At 69.6% G+C, this 21,194-nt stretch carries 16 protein-coding genes; 10 read left to right on the top strand and 6 right to left on the bottom strand.

Annotated elements, in window-relative coordinates:
* Positions 1–43: 43 nt before the first annotated feature.
* Positions 44–799 carry a hypothetical protein gene (locus tag HUA74_RS13900; protein ID WP_174454933.1) on the bottom strand — a complete coding sequence of 252 codons (756 nt, stop codon included), beginning with the start codon at positions 797–799 and terminating at the stop codon, positions 44–46.
* 160 nt (positions 800–959) lie between these two features.
* On the opposite strand from HUA74_RS13900, the gene HUA74_RS13895 reads away from it, so the two are divergent.
* Together HUA74_RS13895 and HUA74_RS13890 are read left to right on the top strand one after the other, a co-directional pair.
* On the top strand, positions 960–2,498 hold the full coding sequence (locus HUA74_RS13895; RefSeq protein WP_174454932.1) for a hypothetical protein: 1,539 nt from the start codon (positions 960–962) through the stop codon (positions 2,496–2,498).
* Complete coding sequence (locus HUA74_RS13890; protein ID WP_174454931.1) at positions 2,495–4,231, top strand: Hsp70 family protein; 1,737 nt, start codon at positions 2,495–2,497, stop codon at positions 4,229–4,231. Before HUA74_RS13895 ends, HUA74_RS13890 begins: the two co-directional genes overlap by 4 nt.
* Before the next feature lie 7 nt (positions 4,232–4,238).
* Here the strand turns inward: HUA74_RS13890 and HUA74_RS13885 are convergent, their stop codons facing one another.
* Both HUA74_RS13885 and HUA74_RS13880 read right to left on the bottom strand, forming a co-directional pair.
* Positions 4,239–5,057 carry a GNAT family N-acetyltransferase gene (locus HUA74_RS13885; RefSeq protein ID WP_174454930.1) on the bottom strand — a complete coding sequence of 273 codons (819 nt, stop codon included), beginning with the start codon at positions 5,055–5,057 and terminating at the stop codon, positions 4,239–4,241.
* Between the two features lie 124 nt (positions 5,058–5,181).
* Entirely contained in the window at positions 5,182–6,102 is a 921-nt protein-coding gene (locus HUA74_RS13880) for a LysR family transcriptional regulator (RefSeq protein ID WP_217443446.1), read from the bottom strand.
* A gap of 224 nt (positions 6,103–6,326) precedes the next feature.
* Here HUA74_RS13880 and HUA74_RS13875 point away from each other — a divergent pair, with 224 nt between their 5' ends.
* On the top strand, positions 6,327–7,379 hold the full coding sequence (locus tag HUA74_RS13875; protein WP_174454929.1) for an SMP-30/gluconolactonase/LRE family protein: 1,053 nt from the start codon (positions 6,327–6,329) through the stop codon (positions 7,377–7,379).
* Positions 7,380–7,439: 60 nt separating this feature from the next.
* Here HUA74_RS13875 and HUA74_RS13870 read toward each other — a convergent pair whose 3' ends face one another.
* Together HUA74_RS13870 and HUA74_RS13865 are read right to left on the bottom strand one after the other, a co-directional pair.
* Positions 7,440–8,702 carry an FHA domain-containing protein gene (locus tag HUA74_RS13870; RefSeq protein ID WP_174454928.1) on the bottom strand — a complete coding sequence of 421 codons (1,263 nt, stop codon included), beginning with the start codon at positions 8,700–8,702 and terminating at the stop codon, positions 7,440–7,442.
* Between the two features lie 3 nt (positions 8,703–8,705).
* Entirely contained in the window at positions 8,706–11,012 is a 2,307-nt protein-coding gene (locus HUA74_RS13865) for a thioredoxin domain-containing protein (RefSeq protein WP_174454927.1), read from the bottom strand.
* A gap of 123 nt (positions 11,013–11,135) precedes the next feature.
* On the opposite strand from HUA74_RS13865, the gene HUA74_RS13860 reads away from it, so the two are divergent.
* Both HUA74_RS13860 and HUA74_RS13855 read left to right on the top strand, forming a co-directional pair.
* On the top strand, positions 11,136–12,053 hold the full coding sequence (locus tag HUA74_RS13860; RefSeq protein ID WP_174454926.1) for a phosphatase PAP2 family protein: 918 nt from the start codon (positions 11,136–11,138) through the stop codon (positions 12,051–12,053).
* A gap of 92 nt (positions 12,054–12,145) precedes the next feature.
* Complete coding sequence (locus HUA74_RS13855; RefSeq protein ID WP_174454925.1) at positions 12,146–13,306, top strand: hypothetical protein; 1,161 nt, start codon at positions 12,146–12,148, stop codon at positions 13,304–13,306.
* 6 nt (positions 13,307–13,312) lie between these two features.
* On the opposite strand, the gene HUA74_RS13850 is transcribed toward HUA74_RS13855, so the two are convergent.
* Entirely contained in the window at positions 13,313–14,230 is a 918-nt protein-coding gene (locus HUA74_RS13850; RefSeq protein WP_174454924.1) for a metallophosphoesterase, read from the bottom strand.
* A 631-nt stretch (positions 14,231–14,861) separates the two neighbouring features.
* Here HUA74_RS13850 and HUA74_RS13845 point away from each other — a divergent pair.
* The 5 genes from HUA74_RS13845 to HUA74_RS13825 all read left to right on the top strand — a co-directional run bounded on the left by HUA74_RS13845 (position 14,862) and on the right by HUA74_RS13825 (position 21,119).
* Complete coding sequence (locus HUA74_RS13845; protein ID WP_174454923.1) at positions 14,862–15,908, top strand: C39 family peptidase; 1,047 nt, start codon at positions 14,862–14,864, stop codon at positions 15,906–15,908.
* A 59-nt stretch (positions 15,909–15,967) separates the two neighbouring features.
* Positions 15,968–16,765: a sigma-70 family RNA polymerase sigma factor gene (locus HUA74_RS13840; protein WP_174454922.1), complete on the top strand. Its 798-nt coding sequence runs from the start codon at positions 15,968–15,970 to the stop codon at positions 16,763–16,765.
* Between the two features lie 8 nt (positions 16,766–16,773).
* Positions 16,774–19,761, top strand: coding sequence for a serine/threonine-protein kinase (locus tag HUA74_RS13835; protein WP_174454921.1), 2,988 nt, complete (start codon positions 16,774–16,776; stop codon positions 19,759–19,761).
* A gap of 75 nt (positions 19,762–19,836) precedes the next feature.
* On the top strand, positions 19,837–20,214 hold the full coding sequence (locus HUA74_RS13830) for a hypothetical protein (protein ID WP_174454920.1): 378 nt from the start codon (positions 19,837–19,839) through the stop codon (positions 20,212–20,214).
* 107 nt (positions 20,215–20,321) lie between these two features.
* Positions 20,322–21,119 carry an endonuclease/exonuclease/phosphatase family protein gene (locus HUA74_RS13825; protein ID WP_174454919.1) on the top strand — a complete coding sequence of 266 codons (798 nt, stop codon included), beginning with the start codon at positions 20,322–20,324 and terminating at the stop codon, positions 21,117–21,119.
* Positions 21,120–21,194: the final 75 nt, after the last annotated feature.

Below are 21,194 nucleotides of genomic sequence, written 5' to 3'. Positions count from 1 at the left end.
CGGGTTTATCCCGAAGCCCCGGCGCATCCGGGCGCCTCGGCCGTCACTCGGGACGCCCCCGGAAGACGTCCTGACCGGCGGCCAGGGCCTCCATCGCGGGGGCCAGGCGCGGCCGACTCTCCGCCAGGAACTCGGGGAGGATGGCGTCCTCCAGCTTCTGGCGCTGCTCCTTGGGGAGGTCGCCCAGGGACGCATGGGTCCGCGCCACGACGTTCCCCGCCCAGCAGCAGGCATGGTCCGCTTCCTGGATGACCCGTGCGCTCACGTCCCCCAGCACGATGAGCATGTTGTCGTTGCCCTGCCCCTCGATGAGGGGAATGTCCACGTCGCCCAGGAGCTGCATGTCGCCCGAGGTGACGAGTCCCGGAGCCGTGACGCGTCCGACGATGGTGACAGACGAGTCGGGACCACAATCGTACAGGGGCAGCGTGGACAGGACGCTCCCGAGGAACACGAGCGGCGCACGCCACCGCACCGGGCCCGTGAGGACGACGTTCGCGGCGATGACCCGGGGTTCGTTCCAGGCCTGTTCATCGAGCGTCAGCGTGGGCAGCTCCGCCGGATGGAGCTCTCTCAAGGCGAGCGCCCACACCGCTTGCAGGGTCGGATTGCCGCCTTCCGCCTTCCATTGCGCGGGGCCCTCGCTGGCGACTTTCGCGAACCCGGCGGGGTCAGGCAGCAGCGAGGTCGCGGCGAGCACCTCCCGCTGAGACTCGTTGAGCCGGGCCAGGGCCCGAGCCCAGGCATGCTCCCAATCCTGGGGTTTGAAATCGGGTCGATGGTCGAGCCACTCCTGCATGACGTCGCGCTCCCCTGCCCTCGCCACGGGCACGCGCGGAGGTAACAGGACTCCGTGTCTTCGTCACGCTCCCACGGAGGGGTAAGCCTCCCCATCTCGGCAGGGTGGACTTGATTGGCAGTCGCTCCGCTTCGAGGCGCGGTGTAGCGTTTCGACTCGAATGACGCTCGAAGAGGCTCGCGGGGAGCTGGGGGTGACCGCCGAGGCGGAGCCCGAACTCGTCCGCAGGACGTATCTGCGCATGTTGAAGACCCGCAAGCCGGAAGTGGACCCCCAAGGGTTCGCCCGGCTGCGCGAAGCATATGAGCTGCTCAAGGCCGCGCACGACGGCACCGAGGCACCGCGCACGAGCGCCGCTCCGGAACCGGTGGCTCCCGCCACGGTCGACGCGCCACACGCGTCCGGGCCCCTGAGCGCCGACGCGCGGCTCGACACCTTTCGGGCCCGCTTCAGCACACTGCCTTCGGATGCTCCCACGGATGCGCCCATCCTGATTGCTCGCGAGGCGGTGGAAGCCCTTCCCGAGGCAGGCGAGGCCCGCCACTGGCTCATCAAGGCCCTGATGGCGTCGAACCGGAAGGAGGAGGCGACGCAAGCCTTCCGGGACGCGTTCAACCAGGGGCACCCCGAGTTCCTCCTGGCGTTCGCGCAGACCTTTCCGCAGCGGTTGACCGAAGCGGAAATCAACCTGCTCGGAACGACCGCCGCGCATCCCTTCTTGTGGGGACTCGCCGAGGAGCTGGGCACCTCCGATGACTGGGACAAGGCGGGTCAGGCCGCGCTCGTGGCGCTGGCCGCCATCAAGCGCCATCCCGAACATCCACCGCCGAAACCCACCTGGGTGCTCGCCTTCCTGCTGCAGTTGCACCTGAATGGCCGGCCCCGCGAAGCGCGTGCGCTGCAGGCGAGCTACTCAGCGTGGCTGGAGGCCGAGGGACTCCTCGACGCGTTCCAGGAACAGGATGAGGCGTGGGTGTGGAGGCTGGTTCAGGAGCTGGCGGAGCTGGATGACGACGTCTCTCCCGGCGTGCGCAAGCTGCTCGCCGATGCGGTGCTGAACGGAAACCTGGAGAACACCCGGGAGCAGATGCGCGCCTATCGCCGCCGCGAGCCCGAGCGCGCCGCCCATGCCCTGGAGCAGATTCGCGCCCGCTGTCCTTCCTTCCAGGCCGCGCTCGGGGAGAGCCTGGTGCCCAAGGGGCCGCCGCCCGGAGTGACCCGCCCTTCCCCGCCGAAGAAAGCCCCCGCTGACGCGAAGCCGCCGGCGCCCGACACGGGACGGAGCGCCTCGCGGTACACCACGTACGCGCTCGCGTCCGTCGGCGTGTTGATGGCGACCATGGTCGCCGTGGGAGTCATGACCTTCGGGCCGAAGTCGGGTCCTGGAGGCACCGAGGAGGTCACTCGTGAGGAGCGCGTGTCGGCGGCGCGCGAGGCAGCCCGAGTGCTGTGCGCGGCAATCCCCGGCACTGACTCAAAGGAAGCCTGTACGGGGCTCACCAAGCTGGTCGACTCGGTGGAGGCGGAGGACTGTCCCGACGTGTCGAGGAAGTACATGAAGGTCCTCGCGGTGGTGCAGGAACAGACCGCCCGAGTCCCCGCGAACGAGCAGGACCCCGCCGCGCGCCAGGCGCGAATGACCGCCGCCCGGTTCCGTCTCACGGACGAACTCCGGGGACTCTGCCCCCAATCCCTATGAGTCCTTCTTCCAAGTCTCCCATCCTCGGCATCGACCTGGGCACCACCTACTCGCTGGTGTCCGTGTTCAGCGAGGGCCGGCCGGTCCTCATTCCCAATTCCCTCGGCGAGTTCCTGACACCCAGCGCTGTCGCGCTCGACGAACAGGGTCAGGTGCTGGTGGGCGCGGCGGCTCGCTCTCGCGGAGTCCTCCACCCCGAGCAGGCGGCGCTCGCCTTCAAGCGAGACATGGGGACCTCGCGGGTCTATCGACTGGGAGACCGGACGTACTCGCCCCAGGAGCTGTCGGCGCTGGTGCTCGCCGCGCTCAAGCGCGACGCCGAGGCCTTCCTGGGAATGGCGGTTGAAGAGGCCGTCATCACCGTCCCCGCTTATTTCGGGGACCCGCAGCGACAGGCCACTCGGGACGCCGGAGCCATCGCGGGACTCAAGGTCGAGCGCATCATCAACGAGCCCACGGCGGCGGCGCTGGCCTATGGGCTGCACGAGCGCAACCGGGAGCTGAAAGCCGTTGTGTTGGACCTGGGTGGCGGGACGTTCGACGTCACGGTGTTGGAGATCATCGAGGGCGTGGTGGAGATCCAGTCCTCGGCGGGTGATGCGCGGCTGGGCGGCGAGGACTTCGACACGTTGCTGGCGCGCCATGTCGCCCAGCGGTTGCGACAGGACAAGGGCTTCGACCTGGAGGCCCACGCACCGGGCTGGGCGCGCTTGCGGGAGGCGTGTGAAGCCGCGAAGCGGCGGCTTTCGCAAACGGAGAGCACGCGCATCGTCCTTCCCGAGCTGCCGGTGGCGGAAGGCAAGAAGCTGGACTTCGAGTTCGCGCTCACCCGTGAGGATGCCGAGTACGCCTGGGCCTCCGCGCTCGAGCGCATGCGCGGGCCGATTCATCGGGCGTTGCAGGATGCGTCACTGAAGGCCACGGACATCGAGGAGGTGCTGCTCGTCGGAGGTTCGACGCGCATGCCGTGCGTGACGACCTTCGCGACGCAGGTGTTTGGACGGTTGCCGTTGCGCAAGCTGCCGCCGGACGAGGCCGTGTCCATGGGCGCCGCGGTGCAGGCGGCGATGAAGGCGGGAGACCAGGCCGTGGATGACCTGGTCGTCACGGACGTCGCGCCGTTCACGCTGGGGGTGAGCACCGCCGCGCAGGCGGGCCACCGGCGAATCACCGGAATCTTCAGTCCCATCCTGGAGCGCGGCACGGTCATCCCCGCGAGCCGCGTGGAGCGTTACTGGACGGCCGGCGACTTCCAGCGAGAGATTCGGCTGGAGGTGTACCAGGGCGAGCATGCGCAGTGCAGCGACAACGTGAAGCTGGGCGAGTATGCCTTCTCGGGGCTGCCACCGGCCCCGGCGGGAGAGCAGTCCATCGACGTGCGCTTCTCGTATGACCTCAATGGCATCCTCGAGGTGGAGGTCACCGTCGTCACCACGGGTCGCAAGGAAGCCTTCGTCATCGAGCAGCGCCCGGGCAAGCTGTCACCGGGGCAAATCGAAGAGGCGCGGCGCTCCATGGCTGCGCTGAAGCTGCATCCCCAGGATGCCCTGCCGAACACGACGGCGCTCGCGCGAGCAGATGCCTTGCATGTCCAGCTCACGGGACGGGCCCGCGAGGAATTGGCGGCGGCCATCGCCTCGTTCCGGCTCGCGCTCCAGACGCAGCGGCCGGAAGTCATCACCCCCGCGAGGGAGCACCTGACAGGACTCACGGCCCACCTGCGCGAGCGGTGAGCCACACTCACTTCGCGTCTGGCGAAAAGTCGAGCACGAGTTCCAACTGAGACAGGGCGGGATGCGTGAAGCCCGCCCCCAGGAAGAAGCGCTCGCACAGGCCCTCTGGAACGATGGCGCTCACCGCCAGCGCCTTCCCGGGATGCGCGGCGGCCAGTGCCCGCAGCAACCTGCGCCCCGCGCCCTGCCCTCGCGACGCGGGCTCCACCACGAATGACCGCACCCCCAGCGTCGGCGCGGAGACATCCGCCACCACCGCGCACGCCGGCCCCAACCGGAACGCCTTCGCCGGAGATGACAACCCCCGCACCGTCGCCGCATCGAGCTGCCATGGCAACCCGTCCGGAAGCAGCCTCGCGCACTCCTGCAGCCCCACCTCCTCCAACGCCCCCGACTCCGGCGTCGGCGTCCCCACGAACCCCACGAGTCGCCGCACACGCCGGAAACCCAGCCGCTCGTAAAGCTTCACCGCTGGCGCATTCTGCTCGATGACCTCCAGCACCATCCGCGCATCCCCGCGTGCTCGCGCCTCCGCCATCAACGGCCGCAGCATCTCCCCACCCAGTCCCTGTCCCCGTCGACTGGGAATGATGCCCATGCCCGCGACGCGACTGACCCGCCCGCGCCTTGCCATCAACACCAGCCCCGCCCACTCTCCGTCCACCCGCGCGACCCGACTCTCCATGAGCGAGATGTGCTCGCTCCGCACCCGCGCATCGAAGGCCTGGGGTGCGTCGGGAATCGGGACGAAGTAGCCCTCGAACGAACGGGCGAACAACGTGGACAAGGCCAGGAACGGCAACTCCGCTGCGGAAATGAGGTCCATGGAATGTCGCTCGAACCCCGGAGGTCGCGGTCCATTCCGCGCCACGGCGATGACGTCTCCGGAACTCAGCACCCTCCCTACCACTCTCGCTCCCGCCCTCGGAGCCTCGTGATGCGCCGCTCGGCTACGGGCTGTCCCAAGGCTCGCCAGCGAGCCGCTCCGCCACGAAGGCGACGAACGCTCGCGCCTTCGACGCCACCAGTCGCCCAGGTGGGTGGACGGCGAACACCCCCACCTCCGGTATCGACCAGTCCTCCAACACCCGCACGAGCCGACCCGCGCGCAGGTCCTCTCCCACCAGGAAGGTCGCCAGCGCCGAGACACCACAGCCCCCCAACGCGGCGAGCCTCAGCGCCTCGGCGTTGTCCGCCCTCAGCGCGGGCCGCACGCGGACCGTGGCGCGCTCCGCCCCCCGCGAGAACGTCCAGGTCTCTCCGTCCGCGAAGTGGCTGAACTGGAGACAGGGATGGGCCGACAGGTCCTGCGGCCGCGCGGGCGGCTTTCGTCCCCGCAGATAGCGAGGTGACGCCACCAGCAGACGCCGCACCGTGGCCAGACGACGCGCCACCAGGCTGGAGTCCGGCAACGCGCCAATCCGGATGGCGACGTCGACCCCTTCCTCGACGAGGTCGACGTAACGATCCTCGAAGGTGAGCTCCAGCTCGATGCACGGATAGCGACGCATGAAGTCCGCGATGAGCGGCGCGACGTGGAGCTGGCCGAAGAGGTTGGGCAGCGCCACTCGAAGCCTGCCCTTCGGGTCGCCTCCGAGCCCGGACACGAGCGCTTCCGCCTCCTCGACGCGATGGAGCACATCCGTGCAACGCTCCAGGTACAGGGCGCCCGCCTCGGTGAGCGAGACATGACGGGTGGTGCGACGCAGCAGCGCGGTCCCCAGGGCCGCCTCCAGTCGCGCCACACGGCGGCTCAATGTGGAGGCGCTCACCCGCAGCTCCCTCGCCGCATCCGCGAAGCTCAGTGCCTTCGCCACGGCGGAGAAGCCCAGCATGTCCTCCAGTCGGTCCCTCAACTCCAAGCGCTCCACGCCCGACCTCCGATTGTTGCGACTTCCGCACGAGTCTAATGCGCCCACTTCCGATGATGGGGCACCACTCCCGGGTTACTTCCCTCGTGTCCCCGCGAGTCCGTCCTCTCTCGCAGGTATGCCGTGACGAAGCGCGGCGAGGCCCACGGGCCTCGTGCGCCCTTCACGAACCCGCACTGCGCGGCTCGATGAAGTCCCCTCTCCTTGCCTCGGGAGTCCACTGGATGTGCTCGCCATCCCTCGCTGGTGCCTTGACCGCCCTGCTGCTCGCCTCCACCCCGGCGGCGTCACCTCCCGCCCCCGCCTCCTCGGCCTCCGACGTGAGCGCGAAGTCGCGTCCCCGCGTTACCGAGCAGTTGCCACTCCCTCCCGATTTCACCATTCCGAACGGCATCGCCCACGCCGTGGACGGGACGCTTTATGTCGGCTCCGTGGCGGATGGCCGCGTGCTCCGACGCGCGCCCGGAGGTGCATGGACAGAGCTGTTTCCCGGCTCGGAGCAGGTGTTCTCCGCGACGAGCCTCCGTCTGGATGCACCTCGGAACCTGCTGTGGGGGACGTCTCCCGATGCCATGGGCTTGCTGCGCCCCAAGGGCACCATGGGTGGACGACGTCACGCTCGAATCTTCGCGCTCGACGCTCGCACGGGGGCGCTGCGCAAGCTCGTCCACCTGCCGGAAGGCGCGCTCGGAAATGACCTCACCGTGGCGCCGGATGGCGGCCTCTATGTCACGGACAGCGCCCGTGCCTCCGTGCTGTACCTGCGCCCCGGTGGTGAACACCTGGAGACGTGGGTGACAGACCCGCGCTTCAAGGCGCAGGGCACGGGCATGAGCGCGGTCGGCCCCGCCGGGATCGCGCTCGCCGCGGATGGGCGCACGCTCGCCGTCAATACCTACGGGCCAGGGCGGCTGTTCTTGATTCACCCCGGAGCGTCGTCCGACGCCCCGCCCCGAGTCACCGAGGTGGAGCTGCCTCGCCGTCTGGAGAACCCAGATGGGATGCGCTTCGCACCGGATGGCCGCCTGCTGCTCGTCGAAGGCTCGATTCAGAGCGGCGACGGACGCCTCATCCGCGTCGAGGTCCTCGGGAAGACACAGGGCCCGAGGACGCTGGAAGTGCTCGCCTCGGAGTTGGAGTCGCCCGTCAACCTCACCGTGTCGGACGAGGGCATGGTGTGGGTGACGGAGGCGCGTCTTCGCGACCGACTCCTCAAGGGCACGTCGGTGCCTCTGCCGGAGACCTTCTGGGTGGCTTCGGTACCACTGTCCCGCTGAAGCCCCGGCTGCCTCCACCCTCTGGAAAGACGGTGGAGGCAGAGAGTCTTCCCTCGCGGCTCAGGTGGTCAGCGAGAAGGTGATGCGGATACCGCCCAGCAGGTACTCCTCACCATCCGCCACCTGCCGACGGGTGATGCGGGTGTTGTCGAACCACGTGCCATTCGAGGACTTGAGGTCCTCGATGAAGACCTCATCGCCGTCGCGCTGAATGACCGCGTGCTCGCGAGACACCCTCGCGGATTTCACCATCAGGTCGGCGCTCGGCCCACGCCCGATGATGAACCGCTCGCGCGCGACGAGCACGGGCTCGCCCTCGTCGAGCTTGACGTGCACCTTCAGCTCCGGCGGCGCCTGGACGATGATGGTCTTGTCCGGCTTGACGGCGGCGCCTGTCTTCCGCTCGTCCTTGGCCTGGGTCACCAGGTCGGCGGAGTCATCGTCCGCCAGGGCGGGACCACTCGCGGCCTCGTCCTCTTCGTCCGCGTCTTCGTCTCCCTCGGCATCCTCATTCGAGTCGTCAGCGTCCTTGCCCGAATCCGTGTCGTCGGAGTCCTCCTCATCGGCGTCGTCATCCGAGCCCTCGTCATCCGAGTCCTCGTCATCAGCGTCGTCGTCCGAGTCTTCAGCGCCCTCGTCCGAATCCTCCTCGTCCGTTTCCTCGCCGTCAGCGTCGTCGTCCGAGTCCTCGTCGTCCGAGTCCTCCTCCGGCTTCGCTTCCACGGGCTCGACCCATTGATCGACATCCCGCACGAGGTCCCGGACTCGCGCGCCGACGGCCTCTCGCAGCGCCTCCACATCGACGGGAGCCTCCGCGACGGCGGCCTTCTCCTCCGGCGCCGCGTCACTGGCCAAGGCCTCATCCGAATCCGGTGAGCCTTCGTGCTCCCCGGTCTTGGACTCGTCCTCCTCCGTATCCGCCAGCTCGACAGCCGGTGGTGCCGGCCGCGGCTCCACCTTCTGCTCGACCTCGCGGACAATCTCCCGAACGCGCTCGGCGACCTCGACGCTCGGCGTGGCGTCACTGGGTTCCGTCTTCGTCTCGACGGGGGCCTTCGCCACCGTCAGCTCGGGCGGGGCGACGGCGACAACGACCGCGGGTGCCGCCACCGGCGCGGGCGACGCCACTGCGACCACCGCCGGAGCAGCCACCGCTTCCGCGAGGCTGACCTGCGTGGGCTGGATGAACCCGAACTGTCGCGCGAGCGAGAAGACGGCCTGATTGACGAGGACGTCGCGGTCCACGCCCATCTCCCGGCTCATCGTCTCCAGCGCGGTCCAGAGCGGATCCGCGATTTCGACCTTTCGAGGAGTCCTGTTCATGACTCAGCTCCCCCTCAGGTTGTCCTGCCAGGGAGACACATTGTCGCTGTCGGCCATCCAGTAGAACATCGCCTGCACCTCGCCGTATTGCTGCTCGACGATGCCCACCAGGTTGGGGTGGACATTGTCGATGTCGATACCCTCGAACTTGAAGCTGGCGGCCCCTGACGCCTGCGCGCCCCGGCCTCCCGTCACGCGGCGATCCCTCGCGCGCCACAACCGCTGACTGGCCATGCCCGCCGCGTGGCCGAAGTCCTTCGGCGGCGACAGCTTCCGAGGCATCACTACCTGCGTCTCACCACAGGCCCACAGCAGCCACGTCAGCGCGGCCCACTCCGCGCGAGCCGTGCGCACCAGGTCCGGCAGCCCCAGCGTCCCCACGGCGAGCGTCTCGTCCACGGCGACCGAGTCCTCGCCAATCTCCACTTCGTCCTCCGCCAGCTCCACCGGCCCGTCAGGAAGCAGCGCCGACACATCCGGCGGCATCCAGGGCATGGCCGCGCCCGGCTTGAAGCGCTTGAGCAGCTCCGTGCGAAGCATCTGCAGCCGCGTCGCGTACTTCTGGGCGACCCGCTGGATGGCCTTCAGCTGCTGCGCGGGCTTCTCCGGCAGGTCGTTGTACGTCGAGTGCGGCGTCTCCTTCGCCGGCCAGAAATCGAACCGGGGGAAGAGGCAGTGCGCATAGGCCCGCAGGAAGTCCGCCGTGCCGGGCTCCGACTTCGCCAGCCCATCGGCATCCACCAGCGCGTGCTCGTCCATCCCGAGGTTCAGCAGGATGAGGCCGCGCGTGAACAGGAACGCCGTCCGCGTCGGCTCGAACAGCAGCGCCGCGTTGACGAAGTCCAGCGCCGCCCGAGGCCGGTCCGTCTGGTCCAGCAGCACCGCGTAGCCCCGCAGCAACATGGCCACGTCACCCCCATGGACCAGCGTCTCCGCCATGGGCGACCAGGAGTCCGACGCCTTCTCCAGCACCTGACCCGCCGTCGCCTGCGCGTTCTCTGGCGTGCGCGGCAGCGTCACGCGCTCCACCCACTCCTTCAGCGGCCCCACCTGCTGGTCGCTCGAGGTCGCACGGGCCAGCGCCAGGAGGGCCTCGCGGTACTTGCGCGCCGCGATGCACGTGTCCGCGTATTCACGCCACGCCGCCGCCGACCGGGGCAGATTGGAGAAGACCGGCGAGGCCTTCATCTCGTCTTCGCCCTGAGCGACACCCAGGTCCCGCGTCAGCACCACCTTGCGGTCCTGGTCGAACAGCGTCCAGGTGCCACAGGCGTCGTCTCCCTCGAACCGCCCCTCGTCGAACATCACCCGAGGGTCCGCGTACTCGTCCTTCGCCAGCGAGCGGTACACGCCATGGCGATTGCCGTCGACGAACTCTCCCTCCCAGAGCAGCTCGCCGTCCTGGGTCCAGAAGCGCGCCAGGCCGTGACGCTCACCCTCCGCGTTCAGATTCACATGGGACCACTGGTTCAGGTCCTCGCGCAGCTCCGCCTCCACGGGAATGCCCGCGGGCCGGTCCGGGTACGGCTCTCCCGTCGACGGCACCACACGGCGGTCCTCGCCGTCGTAGTGCTTCACGCCGACGACGCGGCCGTGGTCATAGGTCATGACCGTCTTGCGCACCTTCTCCGAGACGCCGTTCTCGTGCATGCGCTCGGTGGTGAACTTGTCGGAGGCGAACCACGTCCGGGGGCCGTGAAGGTCGCCCTTCACGAACTCGCCGTCCTGGGACACCTCGCCGCTCTCATGGAAGCGCTTGAAGGGGCCGTGCGGCTTGCCCTGCTCGAAGGTGCACTCGTTGCAGAGCGTGCCGTCCGCGCGCCAATACCGATAGGGCCCGTGGTTGCGACCCTTGGCGTCCTTGCCGCCGTGGACCCACTCGCTGTCGTTGTCATCCCATTCCGCTTCGGGATGAACGCCGGGAGGAGCGATGCCCTGCTCGGTGAGCTTCTTGTTCTCCTCGGCCTGCCGGGCGACGGCGGCGTCCAGCGCCTTCAGGGACCGGACCAGCGTGTCCAGGCGCCCCGGCGACATCGCGCCGCTGGAGCGGTGGACGACGACACCGTCCTTGAACGCCATGAGCGTGGGGATGGACTGAATCTCGAACCGGCCTGACAGCTCCTGCTGTGCCTCGGTGTCGACCTTGCCGAACACGACGTCCGGATGTTTCGCCGAGGTGGACGCATAGGTGGGGGCGAAGGCGCGGCAGGGACCGCACCACTCCGCCCAGAAATCCACCAGGACCAGACCCGGCTTGCCAGTCGTCTGCTCGAAGGTCTCGGCCGTCAAATCGACGGGGTGATCACTCACGATGGTGCCTCGGAATGCGAATGGAAGTCGGCTGCTTGTAGTCAAACCCATCGCGGCACGCCAGCGACGGCTGCCCCCTTCAGCCCCCGCATCCGGTTCTTCGAAAACGAGACGAAGCCCCTTATGCTGCGAACCGTGCGCTCGTCCTTTTCCAGTCTCGTGCTGGGTCTCCTCCTCGTGGTCGCTCCCTCGACTCCGGCCCTGGCCCAGGCGGCGGAGGATGCACCCCGCCTGCATGAGCTGCGGTTCGACTGGGCTCGCGACAGCGTCATCACCGGCTCGGCCGCGGTGCTCTGGATTTCGAGCGAGGCGTTCTTCAAGAGCGACCTGGCGCCGGCGACGTGCCGCTGGTGTGACCGGGCGCCGGATGGGACGGACACCCTCAACCGGGTGGACCGTTGGGGCCGGGGGCTCGCGGGGAGCACGGAGGCGTCGCGCCACCGGGCAGGAACATGGAGCAACATCCTGGGCTTCGGCGTGCTGCCCGCCGGAGTGATGGGCCTGCAGTTCGCGATGGGACGCGCGTCGGACAGCCCGGACCGGTTCTTCGCCCAGGACGCGACCATCATCCTGGAGAGCGCCATGCTGGCGACGCTGGCCAACCAGACGGTGAAGTTCCTCGTCGGTCGCGAGCGCCCCTTCGTCCACGTGCTGCCGGAGGACCAGAAGGGCCTCACCGAGCAGCCCAGCGACAACAACCTGTCGTTCTACAGTGGACACACCAACCTCGCCTTCTCGCTGGTGGTCTCCGCCGGCACGGTGGCCGCGCTGCGAGGCTACGAGCATCAGGCGTGGATCTGGGCGGTGGGGCTGCCGCTGGCGACCTCCGTGGGCTTGCTGCGCATGGGCGCCGACAAGCACTACCTCACCGACGTGGCCACCGGGGCCCTGCTGGGCGCGGCCTTCGGCGTCGCGGTGCCCCTGCTGCTTCACGGGCGCACCGGCACCGTGGAAGCCAACGCCTCTCGCCGCTCTTCTTCCGCCGCCCGGTTGATGCCCGTCGCCGGCGCGCGCATGGCTGGCATCTCGGGCGTCTTCTGAGCGCCTCCAGCCACGCGGCGTGGCTCGGCGCGGCGCCACCGCGCAGGCACCGGACCGCGCGATGGCTCGGTGCCCTGGCCGCGCTGCTGCTCGTGACGGGCTGCCAGTCCGCGAGCAGGTTCGCGCCCACCTACCTGCTGGTTCCTCCGCAGCCGGTGGTGCTGACTCCGCCCCTGTGGGGACAGCTCGAAGCGGGGCCCTGGAACGTGGGGCTGCGCGTGCGGACCCTCCCTCCAGACGTGGCGGGCGCATCGACGCTCCAGCTCACCCTCTGGTATCCCGCGCGAGGTGGGGACCCGACGCGCCGCGTGCACTATCGCGACTACGTGGGGCTCACCAGCTCCGAGGAGCATCCCGAGGCCACGGGTGACGCGCTCCTCGCGAACGAGGCCGTGACGCGGTACGAGCAGGGCCTCGTCGACCGAGGCATTCCCGAGGAGAGCACGAGCGCCTGGCTCGACTCGCCCATGGCCGCGGTACCTGACGCGCCGCCCGCGCCGGGCCGCTTCCCGCTCGTGCTGGTGGCCCAGGGCCGCTACCACTCCGCCCAGCATCAGGCCGTGCTGGCCGAGTACCTGGCGAGCCACGGCTACGTCGTGGCGACCACGCCCTCACCCACTCGGCGCGCGCCGCCTGGACCGGACCTCGACGTGCTCGCCACCGCCCGGGCCCAGGCGCACGAGCTCGAACGCGCGCTGCACCAGCTCCAGTCGGACAGCCGCATCGACTCCACCCGCGTGGCGCTGGTGGGACACAGCCTGGGCGCTCGGGCCGCGTTCCTCTTCGTGCTCGCGCATCCCGAAGCCGCCGCCCTGGTGAGCCTGGATGGCGGCCTCGCGAACCAGGCGGGCAAGGACTGGCTGACGGGCCTGCCGTACTTCTACCCCGAGCGCTATCGCGTCCCGCTGCTCCACATCTACCAGGAGGGGGATGCGGAGGTGGTGCCCGACTTCGAGTTGCTGGAGTCCCTGCGCGGCGCGGAGCGATGGACGCTGCGCATCGCGGGGATGCGGCACCTGGACTTCACCAGCGTGGGTGCGGCGAGCGTGCTGGCCCCGGGCCTCGCGCCCGCGCGGTCCGCGGCGGACATCGCCCAGGGCTGGGCCACGACGGCGAGCGCCACGCGCCGGTTCCTCGATGCGAACGTGCGGCGCAGGCTGGTCATCCCGGGAGCCCCGCCCCCTCCGCCCAGCCCGCTCGTGACACCCGACCCGCGGGTGACGCTCACGCATTGGGGCGAAGGACAACCCTGAGCGGCGCTACATCGCGCCGACCGGTGCGTCGTCGGCGGTGGCCTCGCTCTCCACGGGGGCAGGCGGCAGCGCGGACATGTCCCAGCGTTGGCCTGCCTCCCACGCCACCTGCCCGGTGGTGCCCCACCCGACGCGCTGGACCGTCGAGCCGTCGTACTCCAGCCAGAAGACCGACTCCTCCGGCCGGGTGGCCTGGTCCAGACAGGCGATGCGCGTGGCGGGCCGCCCCACTCCCTCCAACGTCACCGCGAAGGACTTGTGCGAGTGACCGCACAACAGCCACTTCGGCTGCACCGTGTCCACCACCCGCCGCGTCACCGCGTTCCCAATCCAGTACGAAGGCAGGGGCCGGGGCGGCGAGGGATTCTCCTCGCGGGCGCGCTGGACGATGCCGCGCGGCCACTCGTGCACCAGCATCAGGTCCACGTCTCGCAGGGACATCACGCGCTCGACCTCCGCCGCGCGGAAGTATCCCGCCTGCTTCATCAGGTCCTGCGTCACGGGCCGCTTCAGCGGCTGGTCGATGAAACGCGGCGCATGGATGCCGGAGAGGTAGGCCACGCGAAGCCCGCATAGCTCCCGCACGCCCGCACGCCCCAGATAGGACACGCCCGGCGCCAGCTCGCCTCCGTCCAGGAAGTCGTGCAGCGCATCGAAGTCCTCGTTGTTGCCCCCGATGAAATAGAGCGGCCGCTTCACGCGCCGCACCCCGTCCGCGTACTCGGCGAACTCGGCGGGCATCATCCGCTTGGCGGCCTTGCGACGGTGGTCATCCGCGCGGCGGAACGCCTCCACGTCCCCCACCGCGAGCACCATTCCCACACGCCGCCCACGAGACTCCTCCAGCGCGTCCAACCACGTCTCCACGCGGTGGAAGCGACCGTGGACGTCACCCAGGGCAGCAACCAGGAGGGGCTCCGGCATCGCGTCCGCAAGGCTGCACCCGCTCCTCCACCCTGTCGAGTCATCCGTGCCCCAGGGGACCGACCGCTGACAGAAAACCCACACTTCAGTGCGGGTGCCCCCCACGAGGCCATCCCTTCCCCGGACCCCAATCACAAACAAAACCAATGTTTCAAACACCGCTCCAACTGGAAGACGGGACCCGGGGAATTAGTGCCTCAATATTTCTCAAATCCACGCCAACTCGATGAATTCACTGGGCTTCAATGACGTTCCCAGCGCGACGGGGTGATGAAGGAAACCTCACCGGCGCACGAAACAAATATTCGCGCTTTATCGACAAACATTCCAAACCCTCTCAGCGGAGAACGAAATGACCATCCGGTCCCTCCTTCACTCTCTTGCCGCGCGCCCCGTGCGGAGTCCTTCCCACGACACGTCTCGTCCCTCCGGGACAGCCGCCTCCGGACGGACGGCGCCGCGCCAACGCACGGATGCCTTCGACGCCCCGGGGCCTTCCCCGCGCAGGGCCGAGGATACGAAGGGGCTGAAGCACCTCGGGCGTGCCGTCGGCACCGAACTCCGCGAGGCCGCCGACCAGGCACGGCGGAACGAGAAGCTCGATGAGCTGGGCGAGGCACTTCGAGCGCGGATGCTCCGTGAGTCGCTCCGCGACGCGGGGCGTGGCGAGAAGCTCGAGGACCTCGGCGCCGCGCTCAGGCAGCACGCCTTGCGCGAAGCGCTCGGCGACCCCGGGCGGGACGAGCAGATGGCGAAGCTTGAAGCCCTCCTCCTCCAGCATGCGCTTCGTGAGCAGGGTGCCCAGATGACGGAGGCACTGAGAAACAGTGTTCCACCCGGCTTGCCGGAGGCCCCGACCACCGACTGGCAGGTGCAACCCGGCGACACCGTGGGGGATATCTCGTGGAGCCTGATGCAGCAAGGCGTGCCGGGCCCCGTCGAGGACATCGCGCGACAAATCGTGGAGCTCAACGGCCTGGAGAACCCGGACCTCATCCACACAGGCAGCACGCTCCAGGTTCCCGCCCCTCCCACCCCCACCGACGGCCCCTCGCCGTCCGTCCCCACCCAGGATTCCGCTCCGACGCCGGGAGCCACGCCAACGCCGGGCTCAACGCCCTCCACCCCCTCCGCGCCGGGTGAGCGCTACCCCGTGCCGTACATCAATCAGATCTCCTCCGAGGGCACCGAGGACGACTGGAACCGCTTCTCCAACTGCGGCCCCACGACGATGGCGATGATTCTCAAGGGCTACGGGCTCGGCGAGGGCCTGTCCGACGGCGCCTTCATCAACCAGCTCGCCAACTCCATCGGCATGGGCGCCGAAGGCACCGGCTACGTCGGCATCGAGCAGATGGCCGCGAACCAGGGACTCACATCGGAGACCCACGCCGGCTCCGATACGGCCTGGATTCAGCAACAGCTCGAAGCGGGCAACCTCGTCGCCGTCAACGGTGAGAGCAGCGTGATGCTCGCCAACGAGCAGCCGCCCAACGCCTCCGGCACCTTCTCCGGAGGCCACTGGATTGCCGTGACGGGCATGACGCCCGAGGGCAACTTCATCGTCCACGACCCGTCCAGCACCTGCCGCGAACTCACTCCGGACCAGCTCTCCCGCTTCCTCGCCGAGCACCACGCCGGAGGCTTCGCCACCGCCATCCACCCGCCGCGGGAATGACTCGGCGCGGTACGAGCACTCGGCCCCGGCGCGCCCTCGGGCTGGAACAGGAGCCAGCGTTGTACACTCCCAACCGCATGGACCCACCCCGCCCCGATGAGGACGCGTACCTCAGGGCCCGCGCCGCCTGGCCCGGCGTGGTGCTCGAACGCGGCGTCTTCCTCGCGCACCTGAGCGCACGCGGCGGGACGGACCCGGTCCGACACGTGGAGGACCTGTACCTCGCCTGCGCGTGCGCACGGGGCCTTCCGGCGGCGCTCGCGCTCTTCGAGCGTCGCCTCCTCCCCGCCGCGCGCCAGGCCCTGGCTCGAAGGAACATGGTCCCCGACGTGGTGGACGAAGCCATGCAACGGCTGCGCGAACGCCTGCTGCTAGCCCGCGAGGATGCCCCACCCCGTCTTGCCGAATACGACGGTCGTGGCCCCCTGGAGACCTGGGTCCGCACCGTGGCCCTTCGGCTCGCGCTCACGGAGCTGCGTGAGCGCGCCGCCCGCCCCATCGCCCTGGAGGAAGCGCTGCTGCCTGTCCAGGACGCCTCCTTCGCCGCACTGAAGCACCGCCACCACGCGGACATCGAAGCGTCCATCGCCTCCGCGCTCGCTTCGATGGAGCTTCGCGAGCGCGCCTTCCTCCGGCTGCACCTCGTGGAGAACGTGGGCGTGGAGGACATTGGCCGGGTGCATGGCGTGAGTCGCGCCACCATGACGCGATGGCTCAAGGCCGCCAGGGACACGCTCACCGAGCGCACCCACGCGGAGCTGCGACGACGACTGAAGGTCGACGCATCCGAGCTGGAAAGTCTGGCCCGCACGCTCCTGAGCGGACTGGACTTGAGCGTGAGGCACCTGCTGCGCTGAGTGAGGCCATGGACTGCCCCGACGAAAACACCCTCCTGGCGTACTGCGAGCGGGCCCTGGAACCGTCCCAGTCCCAGGCCGTGGAGGCCCACGTGGACCGTTGCTCGGCGTGCCTCGCGCTGGTGGGTGAGGCGGCTCGGGGCGCCGCGCGCACCACGCTGATGGACGCGCCCGGAGCCAAACCCGGCACCGACAAGCCGGCGGCCGCCCCCTCGTCCTCGCCCGGGCGAGGCACCCAGTTGGGCCGCTACGTGGTCCTGGACCGCGTGGGCGCCGGAGGCATGGGGGTGGTGCTGAGCGCGTATGACCCTCGGCTGGACCGCAGGGTCGCCCTCAAGTTGGTGCGCGCGCTCGACGGTGACGGCGCCAGGGAGCTGGAGCAGCGCCTGCTCCGCGAGGCCCAGGCCGTGGCCCGACTCTCCCATCCCCACGTCATCACCGTCTTCGACGTGGGCACCGTGGACGGCCGACTCTTCATGGCCATGGAGTTCGTCGAGGGCCCCACCCTGCGCCAGTGGCTCAAGGCCAGCCCTCGCTCGTGGCGAGAGGTGCTGCACCTGTTCAAGCAGGCGGGCCAGGGGCTCGCGGCCGCGCATGCCGCGCAGCTCATCCACCGCGACTTCAAGCCCGACAACGTGCTCGTCGATGGCCAGGGCCGCGCGCGTGTGACGGACTTCGGACTCGCGCGCCTCCAGGACACCACCCCCGCCCTGGCCACGCCTCCGCGCGCGAACGTGCCCGATGACGACGCCGCGCCCCTGACGCGCACGGGCTCCCTGGTGGGAACCCCGGCCTACATGCCGCCCGAGCAATGGAGCGGCGAACCCATGGATGCCCGGGGGGACCAGTTCAGCTTCTGCGTCGCCTTGTACGAAGCCCTCTTCCGCATCCGCCCCTTCGCCAGGGGCCAGCCTCCTGACTTCGAGCACCTCCAGGCCCCCGCGCACGACACGGACGTCCCCGCCTGGGTGCGTCGCGTGGTGCTGCGCGGCCTCGGCATCAAGCCCGCGGACCGCTACGCCTCCATGACCGCGCTCCTGGAGGACCTCGGGAAGGACCCGGCCCGCCGGCGCGCGCGGCTGCTCGCCACCGGGTGCGCTGTCGCCGGGGTGTCCGCCCTCGCCCTCCTGCCATGGCTGCGCGCCGAGCCCGCGCCCTGCACCGGTGCCGCCGCGCGCCTCGCTCCGGTGTGGAGCGCCCCCCGCGAGGCCAGGGTGCGCGCCGCCATGCTCGCCACCGGTGCTTCCCTGGCGGGGTCCACCATGGACGCGGTATCCCGACACCTCTCCGACTACGCGCGGGCCTGGGAGGCGGGCTACACCGAGACGTGCGAGGCCACCCACGTGCGCCACGAGCAACCGGAGAACGTGCTCGCGCTGCGCATGGCCTGCCTGGAATCCCGGCGCCAATCCCTTGACGTGCTCGCTGACACGTTGGAGCGCGCCGATTCGGCCCTGGTGCAGAAAGCCGCCGAGGCCTCCCTGCGCCTCCCCTCGGTCTCCGACTGCTCACGCGTGGAGTCCATCCTCTCCCTCGCGCCCGAACCCCAGGACCCCGCCGTGCGCGCCCGGATGGAGCAGGCGCGGCTGCGGCTGTCGCGCGCCCAGGTGCTGCTGGAGACGGGGCGCTACGCGCAGGGGAAAACGGAGGCCACCGCGGCGCTGGAGGAGGCCCGCGCGCTCGGCTACCGCCCGCTGGAGGCGGAGGTGCTCCATGTCGCGGGCTGGCTGGAGCATCGGCTCGCCCGGAACGAAGAGGCCGAGCGCTCCTGGACCGAGGCCATGCGGGCCGCGCTCGCCGGACGTCATGACGTGCTGGCCCTGCGTGCGAGCACGGACCTGGTCTTCGTCATCGGCTACGAGTTGGAGGACATGAAGCGCGGGCTGGAGCACGCCGCCCAGGCGCGGGCGCTGATGGAGCGCGTGGGCTCGGCGGACGAGAGCGCGGCCCGGCTGGAGAACAACCTGGGCCTGGTGTACTTCGGCGAAGGCCAGCTCCCCCAGTCCCTGGAGCACTACCAGCGCGCCCTCGCCTTGCGCGAGCGAACCCTCGGGCCCGAGCACCTCGACACGGCCAAGGTCCTCACCAACCTCGCCCTCGTGCGCACGCGGCAGGGGAGCCCGCTCGATGCCGTCTCGCTCTACGAGCGGGCGCTCGCCATCCAGCGACGCGAGCTGGGAGCAGGACACCCCCTGGTCGCCAACACCCTCATCCTCCTGGGAGACGCACGTCGATGGGTGGAGGGCCCCGAGGCCGCGATCGCCTTCTACGAGCAAGCCCTCGCGCTTCGCGAAGCCACGCTCGGAGAAACGCACCTGGACACCATCCGCCTCCACAACGACCTGGGCCGCCTGCACGAGCAACTCGAGCGCTTCGATTCAGCCCGGGTGCACCACGAGAAGGCCCTGGCGCTGACGGCCCACGCCTTCGGCGAAGAGCATGCGGAGTACGCCCAGTCCCTGCTGGCCCTGGCCTCGCTCGAGAACCGTCAGGGCCACTTCGCCGCGGCGCTGAAGGGGTATGACCGGACGCTGGCCCTCCAGGCGCGGCTGCTCGGGGCGAAGGACTCCTCCACGTTGCGCACGCGGGAGGAGCGCGCGGCCGTGCTGCGCAAGACGGGCCGGCCGCGTGAAGCCCTGGCGGAGTTGGAGGAGGTGCTCGCGCGAAAGGAGGCGGATGGTGGCCCGCGTCAGCCCCGCCTCGTCACGTCGCTCGTCGAGCTGGCTCGCACCTGGCTGGAGTTGAAGCAGCCCGAGCGCGCCCGCGTCGCCGCACAGCGCGCGCTCGATATCATCCAGCCGCTGGGGTGGAGCCCCACGCGCAGGGCGGAGCTCCAGTTCACCCTGGCCCAGGCCCTCTGGGACGCGAAGTCATCACGAGGCCAGGCGCTCGCGCTCGTCGACGAGGCCCTCGCGGCCTTCACCTCCGCGGGCAAAGCCAAACAGGCCCAGGCCCGCGAGGTGGCCCTCTGGAAGCAAGCTCATTCCAGGCCTTGAGCACTCATCGGCAACTCTGCCCTTGGTTTCCTGGAGAATGAAGCAAGCCTGAATTCAGAAGTCAGGAGCTCCCTCATGTTGCCTCCCTTGCGTCACGCGGCGGTCGCGCTGCGGCGTCTCGCCGCGCAGCCACGCCCGAAATCTTCCCAGCCCACCGGAGACCGGCAGCACGGGTCCGCCCCGCTCCACCAGGCCCTGAAGGGTCGCTCGACGTTCGCCGCTTCCGCGCGCGTCGCTCGGGGTGGAGACCCCAGCACGGATGGCGACAGCCCCACCAGTACGCGCCCCATGGGGGGTCCCCTGCTTCCGCCCATCATCCGGGCGGTCTTCGAGCGGGTGTTCCCGAACCTCTTCCCGCCCTCGGGACAGGTTCGCTCCGATCCCAGCGCGGACCCCGACAGCCCCAGCAGCAGCCGGGGCACTGCACATGGGAACGATGACACCACCGTGTAGGCCATCAGCCCGCGGCCCAGGGGAGACAGTCACCCCCGAATGCGTCTCCCTGGGGCCACACGCCGCCTGCGATTGTCCGAGCCCAGGTCTTGCTATGGGGTCTGGATATGTGGCCCCCCAGCCTCGCCGCGTCCCTGGTGCTGTCCGTCCTGGAAGCTTCCGCACCTTCGTCACCTCCACCCGCGCAGGGGAAGGTGACGGTCATGACCTACAACGTCCTCTACTCCGCGCCGCCAGAGGATGTGGCGAAGTCGCTGGACCTCATCGAGAAGGAGGCGCCGGATATCCTCTGTCTGCGCGAGCTGACGCCAGGGTTCGCCAGCGCCTTCCGGAAACGGCTCGGGAAGGAGTATCCCCATGTCCGGCTCGTCCCCCGGAAGGGGACCTGGGGCGTGGGCATCGCGAGTCGCCATCCGATGACTCGCACGGAGCACTTCTCCCAGGAGCCACACCGCATGCCGGCCCTGGAAGCGGACGTGCGCCTCGCGGGGCGGACCTTGAAGGTCTCCTGTGTGCACCTGATGGCGCCGGGGGCCACGCATCGCAAGGACGACGACCTGGTTGAGTCCATGGCGAAGAACGCGGTGCTCCGAAAGAAGCAGGCCGACGCCCTGATGAAGCGCTATTCGAAGGAGCAGGGTCCCCTGCTGCTGCTCGGGGACATGAACGAAGGCCGCGCGGGTGATGCGATGAAGGCCTTCGCTTCCGCGGACTTCCAGCACGCGTGTGAAGGGCCGGGCGAGAGCTGTGGCTCCACCTGGCCGGGCGCGGCCTCCGTCCTTCCGGCCATCGTGGAGATCGACCACATCCTCGGCCGGCGAATCACGCTGTCGGATGCCAAGGTGCTGCGCAACGGGGGCTCGGACCACGACGCGGTCCGTGCTTCCCTCGAGTTCCCACCGTGACGTCCCGCGCCGCGAGGGAATGCGAAACGCCGCGCTCCACCCGAAGGTAAAGCGCGGCGCCGTCACTGCCTCGCG

Source organism: Myxococcus sp. CA051A, from assembly GCF_013336705.1.
GTDB classification, from domain to species: domain Bacteria; phylum Myxococcota; class Myxococcia; order Myxococcales; family Myxococcaceae; genus Myxococcus; species Myxococcus llanfairpwllgwyngyllgogerychwyrndrobwllllantysiliogogogochensis.
The sequence above is the reverse complement of the archived record's forward strand: the minus strand, read 5'-3'. Positions and strand labels throughout refer to the sequence as shown.